Genomic DNA, 22,728 nt, shown 5'->3' on the forward strand with positions numbered 1-22,728 from the left:
TCAGCGCCCCCGGCGCTGCCAGAGCGGCTTGCGCCCCTTGAGCTGGCGCTCAATGCCGTCGTTGAGCCGCCCGCGCAGGTCCAGCACGGCCTCAACCTCGCCGAACACGCCGGGGAAGCGCAGGTCCAGCCACAGCCACAGCGTGCACAGGCGCAGGCCTTGCTCCAGGCGGTCGAGGCGGGCGTGCTCGTCGTAGTCGTCGATGAACTCAGGCCAGCCCACCTGGCCGCGTGCGGCGTGGGCATTGATCCAGCCGCCATAGGCCTCCAGCAACACCGGCAGGCGCGTGTCCACCGGCGCCTGGGCGTAGACAAAGCGCTGCTGCAGGGTCAATGTGTTGGCGTGCCGGTCCAGCAACTCGGCCAGCTCCAGCATCTGGTCCAGCGTGGCCACGGCGAAGTGGGCGTCGTCGAGCTTGAGCTGCTCGCGGAAGATGCTGAGCACGGCGTAAAGCTTCTTCACGCCCATGCGCTGCGAGATGGTCTGCACGTGGCGCCAGTTGGGCGCCACCGGGGCCTTGAAGTCGCGCGGGGCCCGCGGCTCCTTGGGCAGCAGCTCGCGCAGCAGCTTGAGGCTGCTGGCCTCGGCCTCCTTGAGCACGCTGACAAAGCCCTCGTCGTGCAGGCCGTAGCGGCCGGCGCGGCCGGCAATCTGGTGCACCTCGCTGACGGAGAGGTCGCGGTCACCGACGCCGTCGAACTTGGTCAGGGTCGAGAACAGCACGCGGCGGATGGGCAGGTTCAGGCCCATGCCGATGGCGTCCGTCGCCACCAGCACGTCGGCCGCGCCCACGGCAAAGCGCTCGGCCTCGCGGCGCCGCACCTCGGGCGGCAGCGCGCCATAGATGACGCTGACCGTGTGGCCGCCCCCTTCGCCGGATCGCGAGATCTGGTCGCGCAGCATCAGCACATCGCGCCGGCTGAAGGCCACCACCGCGTCCCCGGCCTGCAAATGCGCCATGGGCACAGGGGCCGGCATCAGCTGCACCTGCTGCTTGCGCTCGAAGACGCGGCGCTCCACCTTCTCGCCGCACAGCTGCAGCAGCCGCTCGATGGCGGGTGCCGCGTAGGCCGAGGCAATGATGATCAGCTCGCGCGCGGGCACGCCCACGATGGCCTGCGTCCAGGCCCAACCGCGCGAGTCGTCGAACAGCATCTGTGCCTCGTCGATCACGGCCACGTCGATGGCGTCGCGCGTGTTCACCATCTCGATGGTGCTGGACACGACGCGGGCGTTGTCGGCGGGCACGCTCTCCTCGCCGGTCAGCAGCGAGCAGGGCACGCCCCGGCCCACGAGGCGGTCGCGCCCCTCCAGCGCCAGCAGGCGCAGCGGCGCGAGGTAGGCCCCATCCAGCGCCTGGGCGAGCCGCTCAAACGCCGCATACGTTTTGCCGCTGTTGGGCGGCCCCAGGTAAAGCGTGACCTTGCGGCCCAGCTTGCGGGCGGTCTCGAAGCTGTCGGGGTAGCCCTGGAAGGCCAGCTCCCGGCCCAGGCGGCTGAGCTGGTCCTGCTCCTCGACCCCCTGCTCCCAGCGGTCTTGGGCGCGGGTCAGCGCCGCCAGCAGGTCGGCCAGCGGCTTGGCCACCGAGCACTCGGCCTGCAGGCGCGGCAGCAGCGAGGCGAGCTGCGCGGGGCTGCCCAGGGCCTCGCTGCGCGCCAGCAGGTGGTCCAGGTGGGTCTTGAGCGCGGGCGCGTGCTCGTAGGTCGGCGCTTGGCCCAGCGCATGCCGCAGGCTGCCCACGTCGCCATCGCGGAAGAAGGCCCACACGGGCGCGTCGTTCTGCGGCACGCGGTGCGCCAGCTCGATGCGCCAGCCCTCGTGCGCGAGCAGCAGCGGCTGCACGGCCAAGCGCGTCCAGCCCTGCGCCTCACGCCGCAAGCCCAGGGCGTCCAGCTGCGCGGCGCGCTGCTGCATCAGGCTGCGCAGCGTGGGCGCAGGCGGCGTGGCGGCCAGTTGGGCCAGCGCCGCTTGGATGTGCGCCGGCGCAATCCAGCGGCTGGGCCGCCCGCCCGCGGCCGAGCGCGAGATCTGCACCCAGCCACGTTCGTCATAGGCGGCGTCACTGCCGTCGTCCAGATCGTTCGGCGTCAGCACCTGCGGCAGCGCGTGGGCGTTCTGGCGCAGGCGCTGCCAGTCTTCAGGCGTCAGCCCGGGTGGCAGGCGGCTGGCGTGGCGGGCATGAGGGAGGTGGAAGGCGGGGGCCGCAGAAACGGGGGACTCGGACATCGTGGGGCGGATTGTCCCGGGGTTCTGGGCTTCCGCTCTCGGCTTCTAAGATCGCGCCCTTGTTTCGACCACCCTCCCCCGCCATGCCCCACATGCTGCTCATCGTCGAACCCCTGGGCCAACGCGCCGAACGTGGCCTCGAGGGCGGCAAGGACGCCTACGCCCGCATGGTGGCCTTCAGTGAAGAGCTGGCGCAAGCCGGGCTGCTGATGTCGGTGAACTCGCTGTCCAGCAGCCAGAAGCGCCTGAACAAGGCCAATGGCGCACCCGTGGTGGTGGACGGCCCCTTTGCCGAGGCCAAGGAGATGGTGGGCGGCTATTTCCTGCTCGACACCGAAGACCCCGCCGTGGCCCTGGCCTGGGCCGAGCGCTGCCCGGCGGCCGAGTGGGCCACCGTCGAGATCCGCGGCGTGGGGCCCTGCTACACCTAGGGAAACGTTGAACCCGTCCCTCACGTGCAGCGCATCCCTGCTTCGGGCGATCTGCCGTGTTGCGAATGCTCGCCATAGGAACACCTATGGCTGCGCTTCGCGCCTTGCAGCTCATCCCGAACCAGGGCGCGCTGCATCGCGGGGACCGGCTCAGCGTTTCCAGTTGTCGATCCCGCCGGCGCTGGATCGTCGTCCCTGGCAGCCACAGCAGGAGACCCCGATGCGATTCATGATCCAAGTCCGCGCCACCGTGGTGAGCGAGGTCGGTGCCCCGCCCACGGGCCCCGAGTACGCCAAGCTGTTCGAGGAGATGGGCGCCTTCCACGAAGAAATGGCGCGCGCCGGCGTGCTGCTGGACGGCGCCGGCCTGCGCCCCAGCCGCAACGGCTGGCGCCAGCGCTACCACGCCGATGGCCGGCGCGAGGTGGTGGACGGGCCCTTTGCCGAGACCAAAGAGCTGATCGCCGGCTACACCTTGATCCAGGTGCGGTCCGAGGACGAAGCCCGTGCCTGGGCCAGCCGCTTCCCGCAGCCCTTCCCGGCGATGGACTGCGAGATCGAGGTGCGGCGGCTCTATGAAGACGCCGACTTCGCTCCCGGCGGCGACATGGCCCTGCGCTAGGAGGTGGCCATGCACGCACAAGTGACGATCACCCTCCCCTGCAAGGATCTGGCGGCCAGCAAGGCCTTCTATGCAGCGCTGGGCTACAGCTTCGACCCCAGCGCCGCGAGCCCCGTCAGTGAGCTCCTGACCCTCGGGCCCGGCGCGCAGCTGATGCTGCTCAGCGTCGAGGTGGCCCAGAGCCTGACCACCAAGACCGTGGTGGACGCCAAGGTGGCGACCGAGTCCTGGGTCACGCTCAGCTGCGACAGCCCCGAGGCCCTGGCCGACTTGATCGCCAAGGCCCGCGCGGCGGGCGCGGAGTCAGACCCTGAGCCCTGCGACGAAGGCTTTTGCGTGGCGCAAGGCTTTGCCGACCCTGACGGCCACCACTGGCAGTTGGTCTACCTGCGCAGCCAGCCCGCATGAAGCCCCGTGATCGACGCTGACCTGGCCGCCAGCGTGTGGCGCACTGAGCGCAGCCGCTTGATTGGCGCCGCCGCCAAGCTGCTGCATGACCTGGACGAGGCCGAGGACTGCGCGCAAGACGCCCTGATCGCCGCCCTGGAAACCTGGCCGCGCGACGGCCAGCCCACCAACGCCGCTGCCTGGCTGATGACCACCACCCGCAACCGTGCCCTCGACCGCCTGCGCCGCCGCAGCATGCTGGCGCGCGAGCACGAGGCGCTGGCGGCCGACGACGAAGCCGCGCAAGCACACGTGACGCCCGACTTCGTGCCCGGGCTGGACCTGGCCCGCGAGCGTGCGCTGCTGGGCGACGAGCAACTGCGGCTGATCTTCATTGCCTGCCACCCCGTGCTGGCTCAGGAGGCCCAGGTGGCACTGACGCTGCGCCTGCTGGGCGGGCTGGAGACCGGTGAGATCGCGCGGGCCTTCCTGGTGCCTGAGCCCACGCTGGCCCAGCGCATCGTGCGCGCCAAGAAGGCGCTGGCCGGGCAGTCGTTCGAGCTGCCACCGCCCGAGCACTGGCCGGCGCGGCTGGATGCCGTGCTGGCGGTGGTCTACCTGATCTTCAACCAGGGCCATGCCGACGTGCGCACCGCGCTGTGCGACGAGGCGTTGCGCCTGGCGCGCCAGCTGCAGCATGTGTTGCCCGACGAGGGCGAGGTGCAGGGCCTGGCGGCGCTGCTGGAGATCCAGGCCTCGCGCCTGCCCGCACGGCTGGACGCCGAGGGCCAGCCGGTGCTGCTGCTGGAGCAAGACCGCCGCCGCTGGGACCGTCTCTTGATCCGCCGGGGTTTGGCCGCGCTAGCGCGGGCTGAGCAACTGGGCGAGCAGACTGGTGGCGCGGGGCCCTACACCCTGCAAGCGGCCATTGCCGCTTGCCACGCCCGCGCGGCGCGGGCCGATGACACCGACTGGGCCGCCATCGTGGCGGGCTATGACCGGCTGCTGGCGCTGCAGGCCTCGCCCGTGGTGGCGCTCAACCGCGCGGTGGCGCTGAGCTATGCCCAAGGTCCTGCTGCGGCCTGGCCCCTGCTGCAGGCGCTGGCCGAGGAACCCCGGCTGCGCGACTACCCCTACCTGGCCGGCGCCCAGGCCGATGTGCTGGAGCGCCTGGGCCGTCACGCCGAGGCCCGCGAGGCCTATCTGCGCGCAGCGGCTTTGTCAGACAGCCCGGTGCAGCAGCAGCTGCTGCGGGCCCGGGCTGCGAAGCTGTAGCGCGAGACTCAGGCCGCCACGCGGAAGACCGACACCGTCGTGACCAGCTGTTGAGCCTGCGTCTTCAGGCTTTCGGCACCGGCGGCGCTCTCTTCCACCAGTGCGGCGTTCTGCTGGGTGGCTTGGTCCATCTGGCCCACGGCATCGCCCACTTGCTGGATGCCACTGGTCTGCTCGGTGCTCGCGGCCGAGATCTCCGACATGATGTCGCTGACACGGCGCACCGAGGCGACGAGTTCGTCCATGGTCTTGCCCGCGCGGTCCACGAGGCCCGTGCCTTGTTCGACCTGCTCGACATTGCGGCTGATCAGCGACTTGATCTCCTTGGCGGCCTCGGCACTGCGCTGGGCCAGGGTGCGCACCTCGCCGGCCACCACGGCAAAGCCACGGCCTTGCTCACCGGCACGGGCGGCTTCCACGGCAGCGTTCAGGGCCAGGATGTTGGTCTGGAAGGCGATGCCGTCGATCACACCAATGATGTCGCCGATGCGGCGGCTGCTGTCGCTGATGCCACGCATGGTGTCCACCACCTGGCCCACCACCTCACCGCCCTGCGCGGCCACACCGGCGGCGCCTTGGGCAAGCTGGTTGGCCTGGCGCGAGTTCTCGGCGTTGTTGCGCACCGTGCTGGCCAGCTCTTCCATGGTGGCCGCCGTCTGCTGCAGCGCGCTGGCCTGCTCTTCGGTGCGTTGGCTGAGGTCGGCATTGCCGGCAGCGATCTGCGTGCTGGCCATGGACACCGACTCGGCCCCCTGGCGCACGCTGGACACCACGCTGGCCAGGCCGTCACGCATCTCGGCCATCGCGGCCAGCATGCTGGAGCGGTCGCCGTGGCTCAGCGCGATGTCGACGGTCAGGTTGCCGGCCGCAATCTCGCGCGCCACCTCGGCCGCGTACTGCGGCTCGCCGCCCAGTTGACGCATCAGCGCGCGGGTCACCCACAGGCCCAGGCTCACAGCCGCGCCCAGCGCCAGGATGGCACCCACCAGCATCACATTGCGGTTCAGCGCGCGCAGGCGGTCAGCCTCTTCGCCGCGAGAGCCCAGCAGGTTGCGTTCCTCGCCATCAAACTCGGCCTGCAAGGCCCGGAAGGCATCCATCGCTGCCTTGTCCTTGCCGCCCTTGAACTCCTTGACCAAGTCGTCCATCGTGCTCTTGCCTGCGGTCACCTGCTGGCGCTGGGCGATCAGGCCGTTGGCCACGCTGGCGAACTCGTTCTGTCTCGCGCGCATGCTCTCCAAGCGCTTTTGCTGGGCTGCGTTGTCGGAGGTCAGCTCCTTGGCTTCTTCCCAGGCTTTCTGGAAGTCCTTCTGGCCTTGGGTCCACGGCGCGAGAAAGGCCTCGTCACCCGCCACCAGATAGCCCCGCGCGCCAGTCTCCATGTTCACCATGGACTGCAGCATGCGATCGGCCGTGCTCAGCACCTTGTAGGTGTGTTGGTTCCACCGGCTGGCATCCGCCAAGCGGCTGCCGCTGACCAGCGATGTCCCCGCCACGGCCATGAAGACCAGGATCACCACACCAAAGGCCAGCATCAGGCGCTTGGCCACGGTCATCGAACTCATACACACTCCTTGAAAGTTCGTCCTCGTTCCGGGCCCCCTCGTTGGGGCCATCGGGCTGGTGGACGCATCCTAAGGCGCAGTGTCGATAGTATCAATTTTGCCGATTTTGGTTTTCGTGCATTCGGCACGCTTGCTGCTGGAACAAGCACTTACCAATGCCAAGGCCACCGCCCACGAGACCCGGCCGCGTAGCGGCGAGCACCTCAGCGTGCCTGTTTGATGGGCACCCGATCTGCGGGCTTGAGCACCTGGCCTGTGGCGCCCGCCTGCCGCCTGAAGGCGCTCCGGTAGCTGGAGGGTGACTGCCCCAGGCTGGCGACAAAGGCCTTGCGCAAGGCGACGGCCGACGCAAAGCCCGCTTCCGCGGCGACCGCCTCGATGCCCCGGTCGCTGGCCTCCAGCCAATGGCAGGCTCTGGCCACGCGGCGCTGCAACACCCATTGCCAGACGGTGGTGCCCGTCGCCTCCCGGAAGCAGCGGCTGAAGTGACGCCGGCTGAGCGCCGCCTGCGCCGCGAGCACATCCACGTCGATGGGTTGATCGAGATGGGCCTCGATCCAATCGAGCAAGGCCGCAAGGCGACCCACACGCCGCGAGTCCGGCAGCGGCGCCTCAACGAACTGCGCCTGGCCGCCTGCGCGGTGCGGCGCCACCACCAAGCGCCGCGCCACCCGGTTGGCCACGTCGGCCCCCACCCGCTGCCGCAAAAGATGCAGACAGCAATCCAGGCTTGCGGCCGTGCCCGCCGAGGTCACGATGTCGCCATCGTCCACATAGAGCACCTCGGGGTTCAGCCGCACCTGCGGAAAGCGCCGGGCGAACTCGTCCGCCCAGGCCCAGTGCGTGGTGGCCAGGCGGCCCTCCAAGAGGCCAGCCTCGGCCAGCACAAAGGCCCCCAGGCACAGCCCCACCACACGCGCGCCCCGCTCGTGGGCACGCCTCAGCGCACGCAGCACGAGCTCGGGCGGCCGCTCGGCCGGGTCACGCCAGGACGGCACGATGACCAGGCCCGCCGCCTCCAGGCTGCGCAGGCCGTGGGTGGCCTGTAGCGTGAATCCCGCCGAACTCCGCAAGGGCCCGCGCTCCTCGGCACACACCGCCACGGGCCAGCGAGGCACACCCAGATCGCGGCGGTCCTCGCCAAAGACGAGGCAAGGCACCGAGAGGTGGAAGGGGCTGATGCCATCGAAGGCAAGGACGGCAATGCGCTCGTTGGCAGACATGGCCCGATCTTATCGATGCATGTCTTTTGAGCCACTTTCAGCCTGGGCTGGTGGCTCAAAGAATGAGGCCTTCCACCCTCACCACCGGAGTCCGTCATGCCCCCAGCACCGCGCCGAGCGCTCATCGTGATCGATGTTCAGAACGAATACGTGAGTGGCCGCCTGCCCATCGAGTACCCGCCGCTGAGCGAGTCACTGCCCGCCATCGCCGCCGCCATGGACGCAGCCAGCGCGGCCGGAGTGCCGGTGGTGGTGGTGCAGCAAGACGCCCCTGGCGACTCCCCCATCTTTGCCGTCGGCTCGGCCGGCTGGCAGCTGCACGAGGTGGTGGCCTCCCGCCCCTACGACCACCTGGTGCGCAAGACCCTGCCCAGCGCCTTTGCAGGCACCGATCTGGCCGACTGGCTGGCCGAGCGGGAGGTCGACACCCTGACCGTCTGCGGCTTCATGACGCACAACTGTGATGCCTCGACCATCCTGCACGCCATGCATGCGGGCTGGTCGGTGGAGTGGCTGTCAGACGCCAGCGGCGCCCTGCCCTACGCAACCCAAGCCGGGCGCGCGACAGCGGAAGAGATCCACCGCGTGTTTGCCGTGGTCTTCCACACCCGGTTCGCTGCCGTCACCCGCACTGCAGACTGGATCGCTGCCCTGCAGGCTGGCCAGGCGCTAACACGGGGCAGCATCCTCAGCGCCAACCTGCGCGCCCGTGGTTTGGCGTGAAGGGCCGGCGCCGCAGGAACCCCCTGCATTCCGGGGCTGTCACTTGACCTGATAGAGCTTGACTGATGTGTCTACGTGTACTATCGTACTAGTACACATGGACGCAACCCACTTCGTCACCATCAACACCGGCTCGCCCGAGCCGATCTACCGCCAGCTTATCGAGCAGGTGAAGCGCCGCGTGGCGGCCGGGCAGCTCAAGGCGGGGGACGAGATTCCGTCCGTCCGCGAGCTGGCCCAGGCGCTGGCGGTGCACCCCATGACCATCTCCAAGGCCTTCTCGATGCTGGAGATGGAGGGCGTGCTGGAGCGCCGGCGCGGCCTGCCCATGGTGGTGGCGGCCCAGCACACCCGGGCGCAGCCGGCGGCATCACGCGTGGAGCTGCTGCGCCCCACGCTGGAAAAGGCCGCCGCCGAGGCCCGCCAGCTGCAGCTCGATCCCAAGCAGGCCCTGCGCCTGTTCTCCCAAATCCTTGACGAGGAGCCCCCTCAGCCATGAGTACCCAACACTTCCCGCACAGCACCACCGCGATGGCCCGCCTGGATAGCGTCTCGCTGGCCTACCCCAAGGGCCCGCAGGTCCTGCGCGACCTGACCTGGCAACTGCTGCCCGGCCAGGTGGTGGGCTTGCTGGGCCGCAATGGATCGGGCAAGACCACGCTGCTGGAAGCCCTGCTGGGCCTGCGCGACCCGCAGGCCGGCCGCATCGAGCTGTTCGGCTGCCCAGCCGCGCAGCTCAGCGACGAGGCCCGGGCCCGCATCGGCTACGTGCCGCAAAGCAGTGACCTCTTTGAGACCTTCACGCCCACACAGCTGCTGGCCTACTTCCGCAGCTTCTACCCGCGCTGGAACGAGTCCAAGGTGGAGGGGCTGATGTCGCGCTGGGACATCCCTCGTGACCAACCCATCCGCAAGCTCTCGGGCGGGCAGCAGCAGCGCCTGTCCATCATCCGCGCGCTGGCCCACGAGCCCGACCTGCTGGTGCTGGACGAGCCCGTCTCCAGCCTCGACCCCGTGGGCCGCCGCGACTTCCTGCGCGAGCTGGTGGACCAGGTGCTGGACCGCGGCACCACGGTCGTGTTCTCGACCCACATCCTGTCGGACCTGGAGCGCGTGGCCTTCAACCTCGCCTTCATGAGCGGCGGCCAGATCGCGCTGCAGGCACCGCTGGATGAGCTGCTGGAACAGGTCCAGCACCTGACCGGCACGAGCAGCGAGCTGAGTAGCCTGATGCAACGCCTGGGCGTCACGCCGCTCAAGCGCACGCCGCTGGAAGGCGGCCAGGAACGCGTGCTGGTGAAGCTGCCCCAGCCCTCTGCCCTGCCGGACCGTGTGCAAGCCAGCGCGCTGAACCTGGAAGACCTGTTCGAGGCGCTGACATGAACGCGGCGCAGGACCGCTCCAAGCAAGCTCGCCCCCACCCGGCGGGGCAGGCCGCAGCCCCGGGGGGTGCAGCCGTGAGCGCGCGGCGCCACCCCGTGCTGCAAATCCTCGCGGGTCCGTTCCGCCAGGAGGGCCGCAGTTGGAAATACGTGCTGGCCTTTGCGGTGCTGGCCACCATCGCGCTGGTAGTGATGGCACCGCATGGCCGCGACAAGGTGTCCATGATCATGGCCATGGTCTGGTGTGTCGTGCTGTTCGGCTGGCTGGTGATGTCCATCCTGCGCCAGAACCACCCGTTTGCCGCCAGGCTGGTGCCGGGCCACGTGCGGCGGCTCAAGCGTGTGCTGCTGGGCGCTTGGGCCACCGCGACCTTGCTCGTGCTGGGCGGCCTGGTCTTTGCCACCGGCTTGAATCCCTGGGCGCTGGCGCTGGCGGCGGGCGCGGGCTGTTGCTTCGTGGCCCTGGGCATGCGCTGGTGGCCCATCTGGATCGTGATGTGGCTGGGACCGATGCTGGTTGGACTGCCGAGCCTGAAAGCCCTCACGGGGTCGGTCGTGAGCGCCTCGGTTGCGGCATGGCAGGCGCAGCCGGAGCTGGCCACACTGGCGGGGCTTTTGCTGTCCGCCCTGCTGCTGCCCACCATGATTGGCCGGGGCGGCCATGCGCACATCACCTGGTACCAGCGGCAAACGCAGATGCGCGAGCAGATGCGCACCGGCGGCGGAGTCAAGGGGCTTGAGCAGTTTGGCCGCCTTGGCGAGAAGCTGGAGCGACCCTTTCAACGCGTCAGCGGCCTCTGGCTGGGCCGCACGCTGCGCCTGGCCCAGCCCACGGCAGCCAGCGCCATGTCACGGCTCGAGATTGCGCTGCATGGCCGTCAGCATTGGGTACGCGCCCTGATGGGCGCAGTCCTGGGCATCGCGGCGGTGGCCGCCATCTTCGGAATGCTGGGCCTCTTCACCGGCGGCAATGTCGACATGCGAGCCGCCTGGAAGGGCGGCGCAGCAGGCCTGTCCTTCGGTTTGATCAGCATCCTGCTGGCGCCGGTCACCGCCGCGGTGAACATGCTGTGGTTCACCCGGCGCGAGCAGGCGCTGCTGACCCTGTTGCCAGGTGTGCCGCAGGGCACTCAGCTCAACGGCTGGGTGCTGTGGATCCACGCCCGGCGGGTCTTGTGGATCTGGGGTCCCGGTTTGGCCGGCTTCTGGTGGCTGGCCAAGGCGGCTGAGCAGCCCGCCCTGCTGACCATGCCCTTCACCACGCTCCCCATCTTCACCCTGCTGCTGCTGCAGTCGCCCGCCCGGTTCACCGGCGGCCAGGCCGCCATGCTGCTGCCGGGCTTGGCCTGGATGGTGGCCACCGGCCTCGGGCTCGGCCTGGTCGGGACGGACCTGGTCTCGGTGGGCACGCTGTGCACCGCCAGCCTCGCGCTGACCGCCGTCCTCATCGTCTGGCGCTACCCGCGCCTGATGCACGGGCCCGTCTCACTCCCCGCCGGGCGCTGCCGCTAGCTGGGTGCTGATCGCCACGCCCACCTCCTGCAGAAAGGCCCGCACCCGGGCTGTCTGGCGCAAGTCGGGGTGGGTCAGCATCCACACGGGGGTGGACACGTCGGTCAGCGGCTCGGACACCGGCACCAGGTCGGTCTCGGTGGCTTCGATGAAGGTGGGCAACAGGGCCAGCGCCAGCCCGGTGCGGGCCATGGCCACCACCGGGTGCAGCAGGTCGATGCGCATCACCACCTGCTGGGGCGGGATGTGCTCGTGCATCCAGCGGTCATAGAAGCGGCTGCGGCTGTCGCGGTCAAAGGCAAACCAGGGGTAATCGCGGCACAGGGTGTCGATGGGCTGAATGCTTTGCGGCAGATGCGCCGCGCCGCGCTTGGCGTAGACGCGCATGAACATGCGCCCCAGCTGCCGCCCCACCAGATGCTGCGGCACCTCACGCGCCATGCGCAGCGCCACGTCGGCCGTGCGACGCGACATGTCCACCAGCTCCGAGTTCTCGCTCACCTCCACCTCGATGCCCGGGTGCTGGCGCCGAAAGGCCGCGAGCGGCTCCGGCAGCAGGTAGAGCATGGCCACAAAGGCGGTGGAGAGGCGCAGCACGCCTGAGAGCTGCAGGTCCCGCCCGACGATGCGGCGCTCCACCTCGTCCACGCCCGCCCGAATCTCCCGCGCCTGCGCCGCCGCCCATTCGCCCGCCTCGGTGGCCACATAGCCCTGGCGATGGCGCTCAAACAGCCGCGCGCCCAGCTGGGCCTCCAGCGCATCCAGCCGGCGCAGCACGGTGCTGTGCCGCACCCCCAGCAATTGCGCCGCCGCCGTGAGCGAACCGCCTTCGGCAATGGCGAGCACGTAGCGGAGGTCGTCCCAGGCCAGGGTACTCATATTTGCATCCTTGCAAATTCAATCTGCACTCAGGGGTCTGGATTGTGCATGGATGCGCACCTAGCATCCGGCTCCATGGTTCCCCCCAGCCTGCACCTCGTCCTCAGCCCAGCCCCGGGCGCTGACCCCGATCTGCGCACCCTGGCCGCCGAGCTCAGCTCAATCACCGCCCAGGAACTCGGCCTCGACGCCCGCCAGATCGTGCTGCGCGTGGTGCTGGCCGAAAGCAGCCAGTGGTTCGTCGGCGGCCGCAGCCTCGCGGCCGACGGGCGTGCCTGCTACCAGCTGCGCGTGCTGCTCGAGTCCGGCAGCGTGGGCCGCCCCCAAGCCCTGATGCGCCTCCTGCACGAGGCCCTGCGCGAGCGCCTGGGCAGCCTGCACCCCAGCAGCGGCTGCACGGTGGAGTGGGTGGCGATGTCGTTGCGCGAATCGGACCTGCAAGCCGACGCCCCGAACGACCGCGCGGCGGCCTGAGCAAACCGATCGACCAAAGAAAAACGCGACCCGATGGGTCGCGTTTTTGTTTTGGCGGAGAGGGTGGGATTGCCGTTCCTACGGAACGTCCAAGTCCGCTACGCGGCCTTGACCGAACCCTTGGGTTCTCCAATGAAAAACGCGACCCGGTGGGTCGCGTTTGGTACTGCTGGCGGAGAGGGAGGGATTCGAACCCTCGGTACGGGGATACCGTACGCCTGATTTCGAGTCAGGTACATTCGACCACTCTGCCACCTCTCCTGGATTCGGTGCGAGTGAAGCCCGCGATTCTAGCGGAAAAGCTCAGGCCTTCAGAACTTCCAGGCCGCCAAGGTAAGGACGAAGCGCTTCTGGCACCGTGATGCTGCCGTCGGCGTTCTGGTAGTTCTCCAGCACTGCCACCAAGGTGCGCCCCACCGCCAAGCCCGAGCCATTGAGGGTGTGCACGAACTCGTTCTTGCCCTGGGCGTTCTTGAAGCGGGCCTGCATGCGCCGCGCCTGGAAGGCCTCGCAGTTGGAGCAGGAGCTGATCTCGCGGTATTGGCCTTGTGCCGGCACCCACACCTCCAGGTCATAGGTCTTGGCAGCGCCAAAGCCCATGTCGCCCGTGCACAGCAGCACCACACGGTAGGGCAGCCCCAGTTTTTGCAGGATGGCCTCGGCGTGCCCGACCATTTCTTCGAGGGCAGCGTCGCTCTGTTCGGGCGCGACGATCTGGACCATTTCGACCTTGTCGAATTGGTGCTGGCGGATCATGCCGCGCGTGTCGCGCCCGGCGCTGCCGGCCTCGGAGCGGAAGCAGGGGCTGTGCGCCGTGAGCTTGAGCGGCAGGTCGCCAGCAGCCAGCACCTGCTCGCGCACGGTGTTGGTCAGCGAGATCTCGGAAGTCGAGATCAGGTACTGCTCAGGCGAATCCTCATCGCCACCGCGCAGCACCCAGAACATGTCTTCCTTGAACTTGGGCAACTGGCCCGTGCCCTCCAGCACCTCGCGGTTGACGATGTAGGGCGTGTAGCACTCGGTGTAGCCGTGCTCGGTGGTCTGCACGTCGAGCATGAACTGCGCGAGCGCGCGGTGCAGGCGGGCGACCGGCCCCTTGAGGAAGGAGAAGCGCGAGCCCGAGAGCTTGGCGCCGGTTTCGAAGTCGAGGCCCAGGGGCTCACCGAGGTCGACGTGGTCTTTGACGCTGAAGTCGAAGCTGCGCGGTGTGCCCCAGCGGCGGACTTCCACATTGCCGGTCTCGTCAGCGCCCACGGGCACGCTGCTTTGGGGCAGGTTGGGCACGCTCATCAGGCGCCCGGCGAGGTCGGCCTGGATGGCTTCCAGGCGCTCAGCGCCGGCCTTGAGTTCGTCGGCAATGCTGCCGACCTCGGCCATCAGCGCCGAGGCATCTTCACCCTTGCCCTTGGCCATGCCGATCTGCTTGGACAGGCTGTTGCGCCGGGCTTGCAGCTCCTCGGTGCGGGTCTGCACGGCCTTGCGCTCGGCCTCTAGCGCGCGGAAGTGCGCCTCGTCGAGGAAGGGCTGGGGGTTCTTGCGGGTGTTGAGCCGCGCAATGACGCTGTCGAGGTCTTTGCGCAGCAGGTTGGTGTCCAGCATTTGATGGAGTCCTAGAGAGATTCAGTTCAAGCCAGCGCGAGGCTGGCGAGGCGTCAAGCTCAAGCGTTCAAGATCGCGATGCCGCGACCTCGGCCATCGACTTGTCGCCCAGGCCCATGGGCAGCGGGAAGCGCACATGCTCCTCCACGCCCGGCAGGCTGCGCACACTGGTGGCGCCAAAGCTGCGCAGGCGGTCGATCACGGCCTGCACCAGCACGTCGGGCGCCGAGGCCCCGGCCGTGAGGCCCACGCGGGGATGGCCGTCCAGCCATTCGGCCTTGAGGTCGTCCGCCGCATCCACCATGTAGGCCGGCGTGCCCAGGCGCTCGGCCAGTTCGCGCAGGCGGTTGCTGTTGGACGAGGTCGGGCTGCCCACCACCACCACCACGTCCACCTGCGGCGCCAGCAGCTTGACGGCGTCCTGCCGGTTCTGCGTGGCGTAGCAGATGTCCTGCTGCTTGGGCTCGCGCACCAGCGGGAAGTGCTGCTTGACGGCGGCCAGGATGTCGCGCGTGTCGTCCACCGAGAGCGTGGTCTGCGTGACGACGGCCACCTTGCTCGGATCGGCAATGCGCACCTTGGCCACGTCCTCGACGTCTTCCACCAGATGGATGCCATCGGTGAGCTGGCCCATGGTGCCTTCGACCTCGGGGTGGCCCTTGTGGCCGATCATGATGAACTCGTAGCCCTCGCGGTGCAGCTTGGCCACCTCGACGTGGACCTTGGTGACGAGCGGGCAGGTGGCGTCAAAGACCTGGAAGCCCCGCGCCTGTGCCTCGCGCCGCACCTCCTGGCTCACACCGTGGGCGCTGAAGACCAGCGTGGCACCGGCGGGCACCTCGGCCAGGTCCTCGATGAAGATGGCGCCGCGCGCCTTGAGGTCGTTCACCACATAGGTGTTGTGCACGATCTCGTGGCGCACATAGATCGGGGCGCCGAACTTCAGCAACGCGCGCTCGACGATCTCGATGGCGCGGTCCACCCCGGCGCAAAAGCCACGCGGCTCGGCGAGCAGGATGTCGTCAATCTGGACTGGCATCACAGCACTCCGATCAGTTGGACCTCAAAGCGCACGGGCTGGCCAGCGAGCGGGTGGTTGAAGTCGAAAAGCACGGCCGTCTCGCCCAGCTCGCGCACCACGCCGGCATAGCCGCCCTGCCCGTCCGGGCCGGGGAACTGCACCACGTCGCCGACCGTGTAGGCCTCGTCGGGGTCGCCCAGCTCGCGCAGCAGGCTGAGCTTGAGCCATTGCATCAGCTCGGGGTTGTGCTCGCCAAAGGCCTCGCCGGCGGCGAGATCGAAGCTGGTGCGGCTGCCCTCTTCCAGCCCCATCAGGCGCTGCTCCAGCGCGGGCGATAGCTGGCCTGCGCCCATCGACAGCGTGGCCGGCTTGTCGTTGAAGGTGTTCACCAGGTCGTCCCCGTCGGGGCCGCAAAGGCGGTAATGCAGGGTCAGAAACGACCCCGCTTGCACGGGATTCATGGGGGAAAAAGAGAGCGAATAGACTGCGGCGGATTCTATGCGGCTGCTTGATTTGCCCCCCGATGCGCGCCCGCGCGAGAAGCTCCTGGCCCGGGGGCCGAGCGCGCTGGCCGACGCCGAACTGCTGGCCCTGCTGCTGCGCACCGGGTTGCCGGGGCAGTCGGTCGTGGCGCTCGCGCAAAGTCTGCTCGACACCTTTGGCGGTTGGCGCGGCCTGCTGGCCGCCAGCGTGAAGGACCTGGGCAAGGTCAAGGGCCTGGGGCCGGCCAAGCGTGCCGAGATCGCGGCGGTGCTGGAGATTGCCCGGCGCACCCTGGCCCAGCAACTGGCCGAGCGGCCGGTGCTGAGCGAGCCGCAAGCGGCTCGGCAGTTCCTGCAGCTCAAGCTCGGGCACCTGGGCCACGAGGTGTTTGCCGTGCTCTTCCTGGACGCGCAGTTGCGCCTGATCCAGCTGGAAGAAATGTTTCGCGGCACGCTCACGGCCACCGCCGTCTACCCGCGCGAGGTGGCCAAGCGCGCGCTGGAGTTGGGCGCCTCGGCCGTGATGCTGGCGCACAACCACCCCAGCGGCGTGGCCGAGCCCTCGCGGGCGGACGAGTTGCTGACCCAGCACCTGATGCGCGCGCTGGCCGTGCTGGACGTGCGGGTGGTGGACCACTTCGTTGTCGGGCAGGACCAGGTGGTGTCCTTTGCAGAGCGCGGGCTGCTGTGACGCGCGTCAAGTCCCTGGCCGACCTGCAGCCGATGGCGCGCGAGCTCAAAGCCCGGCGCCTGGCCATCGAGCGGGTGCGCGAACAGCGCGAAGCCGCCGCGCGGCTGGCCGACCAGGAGCGACGGCTGTTCGAGCTGTCGGTCGGGCCTGTGGAGCCCTTGCGTCACGCGCCGCGCGTGCTGCATGAACGTGAGCTGCCGGCGCCCGAGCCTCGGCAACGCGAACTTGATGAGCGCGCCGTGCTGTTGCAGGCGCTCTCTGACGAGATCGATATTGACACTCTGCTCGACACCGACGAGACCCTGTCCTTCCGGCGCGAGGGCCTGAGCCTGGAGGTGGTGCGCAAGCTGCGGCGCGGCCACTGGGCGCTGCAGGCGCAGCTGGACCTTCACGGCCTGCGCCGCGATGCTGCGCGTGAGGCCCTGGGCCAGTTCATCAACGACAGCCAGCGGCGCGGCCTGCGCTGCGTGCGCGTCATCCATGGCAAGGGCCATGGCTCACCGGGCCGCGAGCCCGTGCTCAAGGGCCGCGTGCGACGCTGGCTGGTGCAGAAGAACGAGGTGCTGGCCTTCGTGCAGGCGCGTGCCAGTGATGGCGGCGCCGGGGCGCTGATGGTTCTGCTCGCCTAAGAATCTGTCGGCAGCCTGACGCGGGCTGCAAAGCCACGCGCCATGTGGCCGCTTGTCACACCCACTTGGCTCCTTTTCACCGACAGCGTTGGCAGCCTTGACCCCAGGGCTCGCCGAGGCATAGCCTGGGTTGCCGGCAGAGAACGCCCTGCGGCCTCCAGCCGACATCCACCCCAGCAACGCGACTCAGGCACAGAGGAGACACGAGATGGATCTGAACCAGAACCTCACAGGCGCACTCTCGGCAGGCTCATTCGCGCAAGGCAGGCGCCGGGCCACCGGGCTCGGCCTCGTCATCGGCATCCACGTGCTCGCCGTGATCGGCATCAGCGCGGCCTACATCCGGCCCACACCAACGCCCAAGCCTTCCACCGAGCTGCGGCCCAACCTGCCCATTGAGAAGCAGCCGGAGCCTGAGGCCAGGATCCTGATCGACCGGCCCAAGCTGCCGGACGTCCGAACGGCCCCCGTGGACATTCCGCAAGTCCCCGACTCGACGCCGACGGCCAACCGCCTGACCTCGACCACGTCCACTGACGTCACCGACTCAGTGGGCCGCGAGGGCCAGGACTGGGGTGGCGGCACCGCCGTGCAGCCGCCCGTCAAGAACGATCCCATCACCCAAATCCGCAACCCGGGCGCCATCTGCGTGAGCATGCCCAAGCCCGAGGTGCCGGTGCTGGCCTGGTCGGGTGACGCCATCGTGCACGCCGTGGCCACGGTGCGCAGCGGGCGGGTGGTGGGCACGGAGCTGAGCATGGCCGGCGCCGCGCTGGATGCGCGCAGCAAGCGCGCGCTCAAGCAGGCGGTGGAGGCGGCGCTGGCGGGCTACCACTGCCCGGGCGACCATCAATTCCAGCAGGACTTCGCGTTCCGACTCGAATAACGCCTCAAGCGCCGACGTTGCGCATCCAGTCGGCGGTGCCCGCAAAGGCCTCGGCGAGGCGCGCTTGCAGCGCCTCGCTGACCTGGCACTCGCGCATGGCCTGGGCCATGCAGGCCAGCCACTCGTCGCGCTCCGCAATGCCGATGCGAAACGGCAGATGCCGAGCCCGCAGGCGCGGGTGGCCAAAGCGTTCGATGTAGTGGTTGGGCCCGCCCAGCCAGCCGCACAGGAACCAAAACAACTTGTCGCGCGCGCTGTCCAGGCTGTCGCCATGCACGGCACGCAGCCGCGTGTAGGCCGGCTCCAGGTCCATCAGGTCGTAGAAGCGGTCCACCAGCTCGCGCACGCGCGGCTCGCCGCCGAGCGCTTCAAACGCGGTGATAGGAACGGCGTCCTCAGTCACGATCCAGCGATGGGGAGAGCGTTCAGCCCAGCAGCTTGCCGGCCACGGCCTTGAGGGCCTGGGCGGCCTCGGAGCCGGGGTAGTGCTCCATCAACAGCTGGCGCTTGAGCACGGCCTGGCGCACGGCCTGGTCGGCCCGCACCTCGCCGATGAGTTCGAGCTTGAAGCCCTGGCCCGGCGCGGCAGCGGTGTAGCGGGCCAGCACCTGCTGCAGTTGCGCGCAGATCAGCTTGCCCTCGCCCACACGGTTGGCCTGGTTGATGACGAGGCCGACATGGCGGCGCTCCTGCTGAGTCGCCAGCACCTTGATGGTGGCGTAGGCATCGGTCAGCGAGGTGGGCTCGGGCGTGGCCACCACGAGCACGTCTGACGCCAGCGAGACGGCAAACAGCACCACGTCGGAGATGCCAGCACCGGTGTCGATCAGCACCCAGTCAAAGCGCGGCTTGATGGCGTCGAGGATCTTGAGCAGCTTGTCCCGCACGTCAGGGGTGAGGCGCGAGTATTCGACCAAGCCCGAGCCCGCCAACAGCACCGAGAAGCCGCCCGGCGCGGGCAGGATGGCTTGGTCCAGCGTGCATTTGTCGGTGAAGACGTCATGCAGCGTGAGCTTGGGGTGCAGGTTGAGCACCACGTCAAGGTTGGCCAGCCCCAAGTCGGCATCCAGCACCAGCACCTTCTGCCCCCGTGCGGCCAGCGCTGCGGCAAGGTTGGCCGAAACGAAGGTCTTGCCCACCCCGCCCTTGCCGCTGGTGATGGCGACCGTGCGGGCGCCCGTTGCCGATGTGTTCATGCGGATTCTTCCTGCAGCAAGGAGAAGAGCATGCCCTTCTCCTCGGCGGTGACGAGGGTGTCGATCTGGGGCTCCAGACAAGCGCGGTTGCGGCCCTCGGCCTTGGCGCGGTACAGCTGACGATCAGCGCGCTCCAGCCACAACAGGGTCGACGAGCGTACCCACTGCGGCGCAAAGGCGCCCCCGAGACTGACGGTGACGGCGAGTTGCTGGCCGTTGCCGATGTCCACCTGGCGCGCTTCAACGCGGGTGCGGATGCGCTCGGCCACCACAGCCCCCAGGTGCGCCTGGCAGCTGGGCAGGATGATGGCGAACTCCTCGCCCCCAACGCGGGCCACCAGGTCCATGGGGCGCACAGCCTGGTTCACGGCTTCGGCCACGGCCTTGATGACCAGGTCGCCGGCGCCATGACCATAGGTGTCGTTGACGGCCTTGAAGTGGTCGATGTCCAGGGACAGCAGCAGGGCCGGCTCGCCGGAGCGGGCCACGCGGTCCACCTCCCGGGCTAGCGCCATCTCAAAGCTGCGTCGGTTGACCAGGCCCGTCAGGGCGTCGCGGCTGGAGAGGTCGCACAGGGCGTCCAGCACCGCCTGCAGCCAGGCCTGGGAGTGCGGCGGCGCATCGGGCAGCAAGGCTCCGGCCTGCTGCAGCAACTGTAGCGCGGGCTCCAGGCGCAGGGCGCGTGGGTCGATGGGAGGCGTCGGCGTGTCCAAGAGGCGGGTCAGTGGTGCCGTGAGCGTCAATGTGGCGAGGTCAGTCTAGCAGTGGGCCTGGCGCCACCAGGGGCGGAAACCGCACCTGTTGTTCGTGCTGTTTTCACTATGCGCCCCCGGAATGCGCCGGCAAACTGACCCGAGGTGCAGCAAACTGGGTGGCTCTAAGGTGCGCCTCAGCGCCCTGCGCCCTTCCTTCCGCTCGCCATGGCTTTGATCGACGATCCGCTAGAACACGAATTCAGCTTCTCCAAGGGCGACTTCGACCGTGTCCGCGAGTTGATCTATCGGCACGCCGGCATCAGCCTGCACGACGGCAAGCAGGCCATGGTCTACAGCCGCCTCTCGCGCCGCCTGCGCGAGACCGGCCACGCCAGTTTTGCCGCCTACCTGCAAGCGCTGGAGAGCCAGGGCGGCCAGAGCGAGTGGCAGGAGTTCGTCAACTGCCTGACCACCAACCTGACCTCGTTCTTCCGGGAAGACCACCACTTCGTGGCCCTCAAGGACGACGTCAAGGTCATCAACAGCCGCCCGCTACGCATCTGGTGCTGCGCGGCCTCGACCGGCGAGGAGCCCTACTCCATCGCCATCACCTGCAGTGAGGCGCTGGGCGGTGCGACCCAGTTCCAGATGATCGCCTCCGACATCGACACCAATGTGCTCGCCACGGCCCGGCGCGGCGTCTACAGCGTCGATGCGCGCGGCCTGAGCCCCGAGCGCCTGCGCAACAACTTCTTGCGCGGCACTGGCGCCAACGCAGGCAAGATGAAGGTCAAGCCCGAGCTGCAACGCTGCATCGAGTTCAAGCCGCTGAATCTGATGGACCAGCAATGGCAACTGGGCGAGCCCTTCCACATCGTCTTTTGCCGGAATGTGATGATCTATTTCGACGCCCCCACCCAGCGCAAGGTGCTGGAGCGGATCCATCGCGTCCTGCGCCCCGGCGGCCTGCTCTTCGTAGGCCACTCGGAGAACTTCACCGAGTCACGCGACCTCTTCAAGTTGCGGGGCAAGACCATCTACGAGCGCGTGTGACAGCATGAGCAGTCTTCCCTCATCCGCCGCCGTCGGCGCCGCCACCGCCACCGCGCAGGCCTGGGTCGCCCGACTCAAGACCGTCCCGCGCAAGTCGGGCGAGGCCTCCTTCTTCTACTACGACGCCCACTTCAAGAACGCGGCCGTCAAGATCCTGCCCGGTGAGTACTTCGTGGACGGGGAGGACCTGCTGGTCCAGACCACGTTGGGCTCCTGCATCGCGGCCTGCCTGTGGGACCGGGTGGCCAAGGTGGGCGGCATGAACCACTTCATGCTGCCCGAAGGGGCCGGCGATTCGGGCCGCTACGGCTCGTTCGCGATGGAACTCTTGATCAACGAAATGATGAAGCGTGGCGCCAACAAGGGCCGCATGGAAGCCAAGATCTTCGGCGGCGGCGCCGTGATCTCGGGCATGAACACCATCAACGTCGGTGAGCGCAACACCAACTTCGTCATCGACTACCTGAAGACCGAACGCATCCCCATCGTCTCCAAGGACGTGATGGATGTGTACCCGCGCAAGGTGTGCTTCCTGCCTGCCAGTGGCAAGGCCATGGTGAAGCGACTTGCTCCGACCAACACCGACGCACTGATCCAGCAGGACCGCGCGGCCATCCAAAAGGTGCAGCCCGTGGCCTCTCAAGGTGGTTCGATCGACCTGTTCTGAGCTGGGGAGACAGGCATGCCAAAGACACGTGTGGTGGTGGTGGACGATTCGGCCCTCGTCCGCTCCATCCTGACCGAGATCATCAACAAGCAGACGGACATGGAGTGCGTGGGCGCGGCAGCCGACCCGCTGATCGCGCGCGAAATGATCCGCAACCTCAACCCCGACGTCATCACCCTCGACGTGGAAATGCCGCGCATGGACGGGCTGGACTTCCTGTCGCGCCTGATGCGCCTGCGGCCGATGCCGGTGGTGATGGTGTCCACCCTGACCGAGCGCGGCGCCGAGGTGACGCTCAAGGCCCTGGAACTGGGCGCCATCGACTTCGTCGCCAAACCCAAGATCGGCGTGGCCGATGGCATGCGCCAGCTTGCGCAGGACATCACCGACAAGATCCGCATCGCCGCCAAGGCGCAGATCCGCCGCGCCCATGCGGCGCCCGCCCCAGCGCCCGGCGCCCCGGCCGCACCGGCTCCGGCGCCGGTCTCCATCGCCAGCCTGGGGCGGATGTCCACCGAGAAGATCATCTTCATCGGTGCCTCCACTGGCGGCACCGAGGCCACCAAGGACGTGCTCGTCAACCTGCCGGCCGACTGCCCGGCCGTGGTCATCACCCAGCACATGCCACCGGGCTTCACGCGCAGCTATGCGGCGCGCCTGGACGGCCTGTGCCGCATCCGCGTCAAGGAAGCCGAAGACGGCGAGCGCATCCTGCCCGGCCACGGCTACATCGCGCCGGGCGGCTTTCACCTCAGCGTGGAGCGCAGCGGCGCCAACTACGTGGCCCGCGTGCAGGACGGTGACCCGATCAACCGCCACAAGCCGTCGGTCGAGGCCCTGTTCCTCTCGGCCGCCAAGATCGTGGGGCCCAACGCCATCGGCATCATGCTGACCGGCATGGGCGCCGACGGTGCCAAGGCCATGAAGGTGATGAAGGACGCCGGCGCCTACAACTACGTGCAGGACGAGGCCTCGTGCGTCGTCTTTGGCATGCCGCGTGAGGCCATCAATGCCGGCGCGGCCGATGAAGTGCTGCCGTTGTCGCAGATTGCCGGCCGCGTGCTGGACCGCCTGCGCGCCACCTCGGGCATCTCGCTGAACCGCGTCTGA

The 22,728-nt window shown here is 68.7% G+C and carries 25 protein-coding genes and 1 tRNA gene; 15 read left to right on the forward strand and 11 right to left on the reverse strand.

The features are described 5' to 3' along the window. Positions 1–2,226: a helicase-related protein gene (locus tag ABDJ85_RS05975; protein WP_347703853.1), complete on the reverse strand. Its 2,226-nt coding sequence runs from the start codon at positions 2,224–2,226 to the stop codon at positions 1–3. 83 nt (positions 2,227–2,309) lie between these two features. Here ABDJ85_RS05975 and ABDJ85_RS05980 point away from each other — a divergent pair, with 83 nt between their 5' ends. From ABDJ85_RS05980 to ABDJ85_RS05995, 4 genes are all read left to right on the forward strand, one after another. Beyond that, the gene (locus tag ABDJ85_RS05980) at positions 2,310–2,657 is read left to right on the forward strand and encodes a YciI family protein (RefSeq protein ID WP_347703854.1); all 348 of its coding nucleotides are present in this window, start codon (positions 2,310–2,312) and stop codon (positions 2,655–2,657) included. A gap of 220 nt (positions 2,658–2,877) precedes the next feature. Next, positions 2,878–3,279 (forward strand): YciI family protein, encoded by a 402-nt coding sequence (locus ABDJ85_RS05985; protein WP_347703855.1) that lies wholly within the window; start codon positions 2,878–2,880, stop codon positions 3,277–3,279. 9 nt (positions 3,280–3,288) lie between these two features. Further along, a complete protein-coding gene (locus ABDJ85_RS05990; RefSeq protein ID WP_347703856.1) occupies positions 3,289–3,687 on the forward strand; it encodes a VOC family protein in 399 nt (132 codons plus the stop codon). A gap of 6 nt (positions 3,688–3,693) precedes the next feature. Continuing rightward, complete coding sequence (locus tag ABDJ85_RS05995; protein ID WP_347703857.1) at positions 3,694–4,941, forward strand: RNA polymerase sigma factor; 1,248 nt, start codon at positions 3,694–3,696, stop codon at positions 4,939–4,941. A gap of 8 nt (positions 4,942–4,949) precedes the next feature. Here the strand turns inward: ABDJ85_RS05995 and ABDJ85_RS06000 are convergent, their stop codons facing one another. Both ABDJ85_RS06000 and ABDJ85_RS06005 read right to left on the reverse strand, forming a co-directional pair. Beyond that, complete coding sequence (locus ABDJ85_RS06000; RefSeq protein WP_347703858.1) at positions 4,950–6,506, reverse strand: methyl-accepting chemotaxis protein; 1,557 nt, start codon at positions 6,504–6,506, stop codon at positions 4,950–4,952. A gap of 203 nt (positions 6,507–6,709) precedes the next feature. Then, a complete protein-coding gene (locus tag ABDJ85_RS06005) occupies positions 6,710–7,729 on the reverse strand; it encodes a GlxA family transcriptional regulator (protein ID WP_347703859.1) in 1,020 nt (339 codons plus the stop codon). A gap of 96 nt (positions 7,730–7,825) precedes the next feature. On the opposite strand from ABDJ85_RS06005, the gene ABDJ85_RS06010 reads away from it, so the two are divergent. From ABDJ85_RS06010 to ABDJ85_RS06025, 4 genes are all read left to right on the forward strand, one after another. Continuing rightward, positions 7,826–8,452: a cysteine hydrolase family protein gene (locus ABDJ85_RS06010; protein WP_347703860.1), complete on the forward strand. Its 627-nt coding sequence runs from the start codon at positions 7,826–7,828 to the stop codon at positions 8,450–8,452. Positions 8,453–8,549: 97 nt separating this feature from the next. Then, positions 8,550–8,951 carry a GntR family transcriptional regulator gene (locus ABDJ85_RS06015; RefSeq protein ID WP_347703861.1) on the forward strand — a complete coding sequence of 134 codons (402 nt, stop codon included), beginning with the start codon at positions 8,550–8,552 and terminating at the stop codon, positions 8,949–8,951. Further along, complete coding sequence (locus ABDJ85_RS06020) at positions 8,948–9,835, forward strand: ABC transporter ATP-binding protein (RefSeq protein ID WP_347703862.1); 888 nt, start codon at positions 8,948–8,950, stop codon at positions 9,833–9,835. The genes ABDJ85_RS06015 and ABDJ85_RS06020 overlap by 4 nt, the downstream gene beginning before the upstream one ends. Next, on the forward strand, positions 9,832–11,346 hold the full coding sequence (locus ABDJ85_RS06025; protein ID WP_347703863.1) for a hypothetical protein: 1,515 nt from the start codon (positions 9,832–9,834) through the stop codon (positions 11,344–11,346). Before ABDJ85_RS06020 ends, ABDJ85_RS06025 begins: the two co-directional genes overlap by 4 nt. On the opposite strand, the gene ABDJ85_RS06030 is transcribed toward ABDJ85_RS06025, so the two are convergent. Beyond that, entirely contained in the window at positions 11,320–12,225 is a 906-nt protein-coding gene (locus ABDJ85_RS06030) for a LysR family transcriptional regulator (RefSeq protein ID WP_347703864.1), read from the reverse strand. The two genes, ABDJ85_RS06025 and ABDJ85_RS06030, sit on opposite strands and share 27 nt — an antisense overlap. A gap of 75 nt (positions 12,226–12,300) precedes the next feature. Between ABDJ85_RS06030 and ABDJ85_RS06035 the strand changes: the two genes are divergently transcribed. Then, the gene (locus tag ABDJ85_RS06035) at positions 12,301–12,699 is read left to right on the forward strand and encodes a hypothetical protein (protein ID WP_347703865.1); all 399 of its coding nucleotides are present in this window, start codon (positions 12,301–12,303) and stop codon (positions 12,697–12,699) included. A gap of 170 nt (positions 12,700–12,869) precedes the next feature. On the opposite strand, the gene ABDJ85_RS06040 is transcribed toward ABDJ85_RS06035, so the two are convergent. The 4 genes from ABDJ85_RS06040 to ABDJ85_RS06055 form a co-directional block, all read right to left on the reverse strand. Continuing rightward, a tRNA-Ser gene (locus tag ABDJ85_RS06040) sits at positions 12,870–12,960 on the reverse strand. 42 nt (positions 12,961–13,002) lie between these two features. Next, a complete protein-coding gene (gene serS / locus ABDJ85_RS06045; protein ID WP_347703866.1) occupies positions 13,003–14,298 on the reverse strand; it encodes a serine--tRNA ligase in 1,296 nt (431 codons plus the stop codon). A gap of 67 nt (positions 14,299–14,365) precedes the next feature. Then, positions 14,366–15,337 (reverse strand): 4-hydroxy-3-methylbut-2-enyl diphosphate reductase, encoded by a 972-nt coding sequence (gene ispH / locus ABDJ85_RS06050; protein ID WP_347703867.1) that lies wholly within the window; start codon positions 15,335–15,337, stop codon positions 14,366–14,368. Next, entirely contained in the window at positions 15,337–15,780 is a 444-nt protein-coding gene (locus ABDJ85_RS06055; RefSeq protein ID WP_347703868.1) for an FKBP-type peptidyl-prolyl cis-trans isomerase, read from the reverse strand. Before ABDJ85_RS06055 ends, ispH begins: the two co-directional genes overlap by 1 nt. Positions 15,781–15,817: 37 nt before the next feature. Here ABDJ85_RS06055 and radC point away from each other — a divergent pair, with 37 nt between their 5' ends. The 3 genes from radC to ABDJ85_RS06070 all read left to right on the forward strand — a co-directional run bounded on the left by radC (position 15,818) and on the right by ABDJ85_RS06070 (position 18,007). Further along, the gene (gene radC, locus ABDJ85_RS06060; RefSeq protein WP_347703869.1) at positions 15,818–16,492 is read left to right on the forward strand and encodes a RadC family protein; all 675 of its coding nucleotides are present in this window, start codon (positions 15,818–15,820) and stop codon (positions 16,490–16,492) included. Further along, positions 16,489–17,121 (forward strand): Smr/MutS family protein, encoded by a 633-nt coding sequence (locus tag ABDJ85_RS06065; RefSeq protein WP_347703870.1) that lies wholly within the window; start codon positions 16,489–16,491, stop codon positions 17,119–17,121. The genes radC and ABDJ85_RS06065 overlap by 4 nt, the downstream gene beginning before the upstream one ends. A gap of 208 nt (positions 17,122–17,329) precedes the next feature. Then, positions 17,330–18,007 (forward strand): hypothetical protein, encoded by a 678-nt coding sequence (locus ABDJ85_RS06070; protein WP_347703871.1) that lies wholly within the window; start codon positions 17,330–17,332, stop codon positions 18,005–18,007. A gap of 4 nt (positions 18,008–18,011) precedes the next feature. On the opposite strand, the gene ABDJ85_RS06075 is transcribed toward ABDJ85_RS06070, so the two are convergent. The 3 genes from ABDJ85_RS06075 to ABDJ85_RS06085 are packed head-to-tail and all read right to left on the reverse strand — an operon-like array spanning position 18,012 to position 19,916. After that, a complete protein-coding gene (locus ABDJ85_RS06075) occupies positions 18,012–18,410 on the reverse strand; it encodes a group II truncated hemoglobin (protein ID WP_347703872.1) in 399 nt (132 codons plus the stop codon). A 22-nt stretch (positions 18,411–18,432) separates the two neighbouring features. After that, on the reverse strand, positions 18,433–19,203 hold the full coding sequence (locus ABDJ85_RS06080; RefSeq protein ID WP_347703873.1) for a MinD/ParA family protein: 771 nt from the start codon (positions 19,201–19,203) through the stop codon (positions 18,433–18,435). Beyond that, positions 19,200–19,916, reverse strand: coding sequence for a GGDEF domain-containing protein (locus ABDJ85_RS06085; protein WP_347703874.1), 717 nt, complete (start codon positions 19,914–19,916; stop codon positions 19,200–19,202). Before ABDJ85_RS06085 ends, ABDJ85_RS06080 begins: the two co-directional genes overlap by 4 nt. Positions 19,917–20,123: 207 nt before the next feature. Between ABDJ85_RS06085 and ABDJ85_RS06090 the strand changes: the two genes are divergently transcribed. Genes ABDJ85_RS06090 through ABDJ85_RS06100 form a run of 3 tightly spaced genes read left to right on the forward strand, consistent with a single transcriptional unit; the run spans position 20,124 to position 22,728 of the window. After that, positions 20,124–20,951, forward strand: a complete 828-nt coding sequence (locus ABDJ85_RS06090; protein WP_347703875.1) for a CheR family methyltransferase — start codon at positions 20,124–20,126, stop codon at positions 20,949–20,951. Positions 20,952–20,955: 4 nt separating this feature from the next. Beyond that, positions 20,956–21,618 carry a chemoreceptor glutamine deamidase CheD gene (gene cheD, locus ABDJ85_RS06095; RefSeq protein ID WP_347703876.1) on the forward strand — a complete coding sequence of 221 codons (663 nt, stop codon included), beginning with the start codon at positions 20,956–20,958 and terminating at the stop codon, positions 21,616–21,618. Between the two features lie 15 nt (positions 21,619–21,633). Continuing rightward, positions 21,634–22,728, forward strand: coding sequence for a protein-glutamate methylesterase/protein-glutamine glutaminase (locus tag ABDJ85_RS06100; RefSeq protein WP_347703877.1), 1,095 nt, complete (start codon positions 21,634–21,636; stop codon positions 22,726–22,728).

It is taken from the genome of Roseateles paludis (genome assembly GCF_039872745.1).
Taxonomy (GTDB): domain Bacteria; phylum Pseudomonadota; class Gammaproteobacteria; order Burkholderiales; family Burkholderiaceae_C; genus Pelomonas; species Pelomonas paludis.

What these genes read in the sequence shown, in the direction of transcription:
- ABDJ85_RS05975 (WP_347703853.1), bottom strand. Translation starts at nt 2,226, where the DNA reads ATGTCCGAGTCCCCCGTTTCTGCGGCCCCCGCCTTCCACCTCCCTCAT.
- ABDJ85_RS05980 (WP_347703854.1), top strand. Translation starts at nt 2,310, where the DNA reads ATGCCCCACATGCTGCTCATCGTCGAACCCCTGGGCCAACGCGCCGAA.
- ABDJ85_RS05985 (WP_347703855.1), top strand. Translation starts at nt 2,878, where the DNA reads ATGCGATTCATGATCCAAGTCCGCGCCACCGTGGTGAGCGAGGTCGGT.
- ABDJ85_RS05990 (WP_347703856.1), top strand. Translation starts at nt 3,289, where the DNA reads ATGCACGCACAAGTGACGATCACCCTCCCCTGCAAGGATCTGGCGGCC.
- ABDJ85_RS06000 (WP_347703858.1), bottom strand. Translation starts at nt 6,506, where the DNA reads ATGAGTTCGATGACCGTGGCCAAGCGCCTGATGCTGGCCTTTGGTGTG.
- ABDJ85_RS06005 (WP_347703859.1), bottom strand. Translation starts at nt 7,729, where the DNA reads ATGTCTGCCAACGAGCGCATTGCCGTCCTTGCCTTCGATGGCATCAGC.
- ABDJ85_RS06010 (WP_347703860.1), top strand. Translation starts at nt 7,826, where the DNA reads ATGCCCCCAGCACCGCGCCGAGCGCTCATCGTGATCGATGTTCAGAAC.
- ABDJ85_RS06015 (WP_347703861.1), top strand. Translation starts at nt 8,550, where the DNA reads ATGGACGCAACCCACTTCGTCACCATCAACACCGGCTCGCCCGAGCCG.
- ABDJ85_RS06020 (WP_347703862.1), top strand. Translation starts at nt 8,948, where the DNA reads ATGAGTACCCAACACTTCCCGCACAGCACCACCGCGATGGCCCGCCTG.
- ABDJ85_RS06025 (WP_347703863.1), top strand. Translation starts at nt 9,832, where the DNA reads ATGAACGCGGCGCAGGACCGCTCCAAGCAAGCTCGCCCCCACCCGGCG.
- ABDJ85_RS06030 (WP_347703864.1), bottom strand. Translation starts at nt 12,225, where the DNA reads ATGAGTACCCTGGCCTGGGACGACCTCCGCTACGTGCTCGCCATTGCC.
- ABDJ85_RS06035 (WP_347703865.1), top strand. Translation starts at nt 12,301, where the DNA reads ATGGTTCCCCCCAGCCTGCACCTCGTCCTCAGCCCAGCCCCGGGCGCT.
- serS (WP_347703866.1), bottom strand. Translation starts at nt 14,298, where the DNA reads ATGCTGGACACCAACCTGCTGCGCAAAGACCTCGACAGCGTCATTGCG.
- ispH (WP_347703867.1), bottom strand. Translation starts at nt 15,337, where the DNA reads ATGCCAGTCCAGATTGACGACATCCTGCTCGCCGAGCCGCGTGGCTTT.
- ABDJ85_RS06055 (WP_347703868.1), bottom strand. Translation starts at nt 15,780, where the DNA reads ATGAATCCCGTGCAAGCGGGGTCGTTTCTGACCCTGCATTACCGCCTT.
- radC (WP_347703869.1), top strand. Translation starts at nt 15,818, where the DNA reads ATGCGGCTGCTTGATTTGCCCCCCGATGCGCGCCCGCGCGAGAAGCTC.
- ABDJ85_RS06070 (WP_347703871.1), top strand. Translation starts at nt 17,330, where the DNA reads ATGGATCTGAACCAGAACCTCACAGGCGCACTCTCGGCAGGCTCATTC.
- ABDJ85_RS06080 (WP_347703873.1), bottom strand. Translation starts at nt 19,203, where the DNA reads ATGAACACATCGGCAACGGGCGCCCGCACGGTCGCCATCACCAGCGGC.
- ABDJ85_RS06090 (WP_347703875.1), top strand. Translation starts at nt 20,124, where the DNA reads ATGGCTTTGATCGACGATCCGCTAGAACACGAATTCAGCTTCTCCAAG.
- cheD (WP_347703876.1), top strand. Translation starts at nt 20,956, where the DNA reads ATGAGCAGTCTTCCCTCATCCGCCGCCGTCGGCGCCGCCACCGCCACC.
- ABDJ85_RS06100 (WP_347703877.1), top strand. Translation starts at nt 21,634, where the DNA reads ATGCCAAAGACACGTGTGGTGGTGGTGGACGATTCGGCCCTCGTCCGC.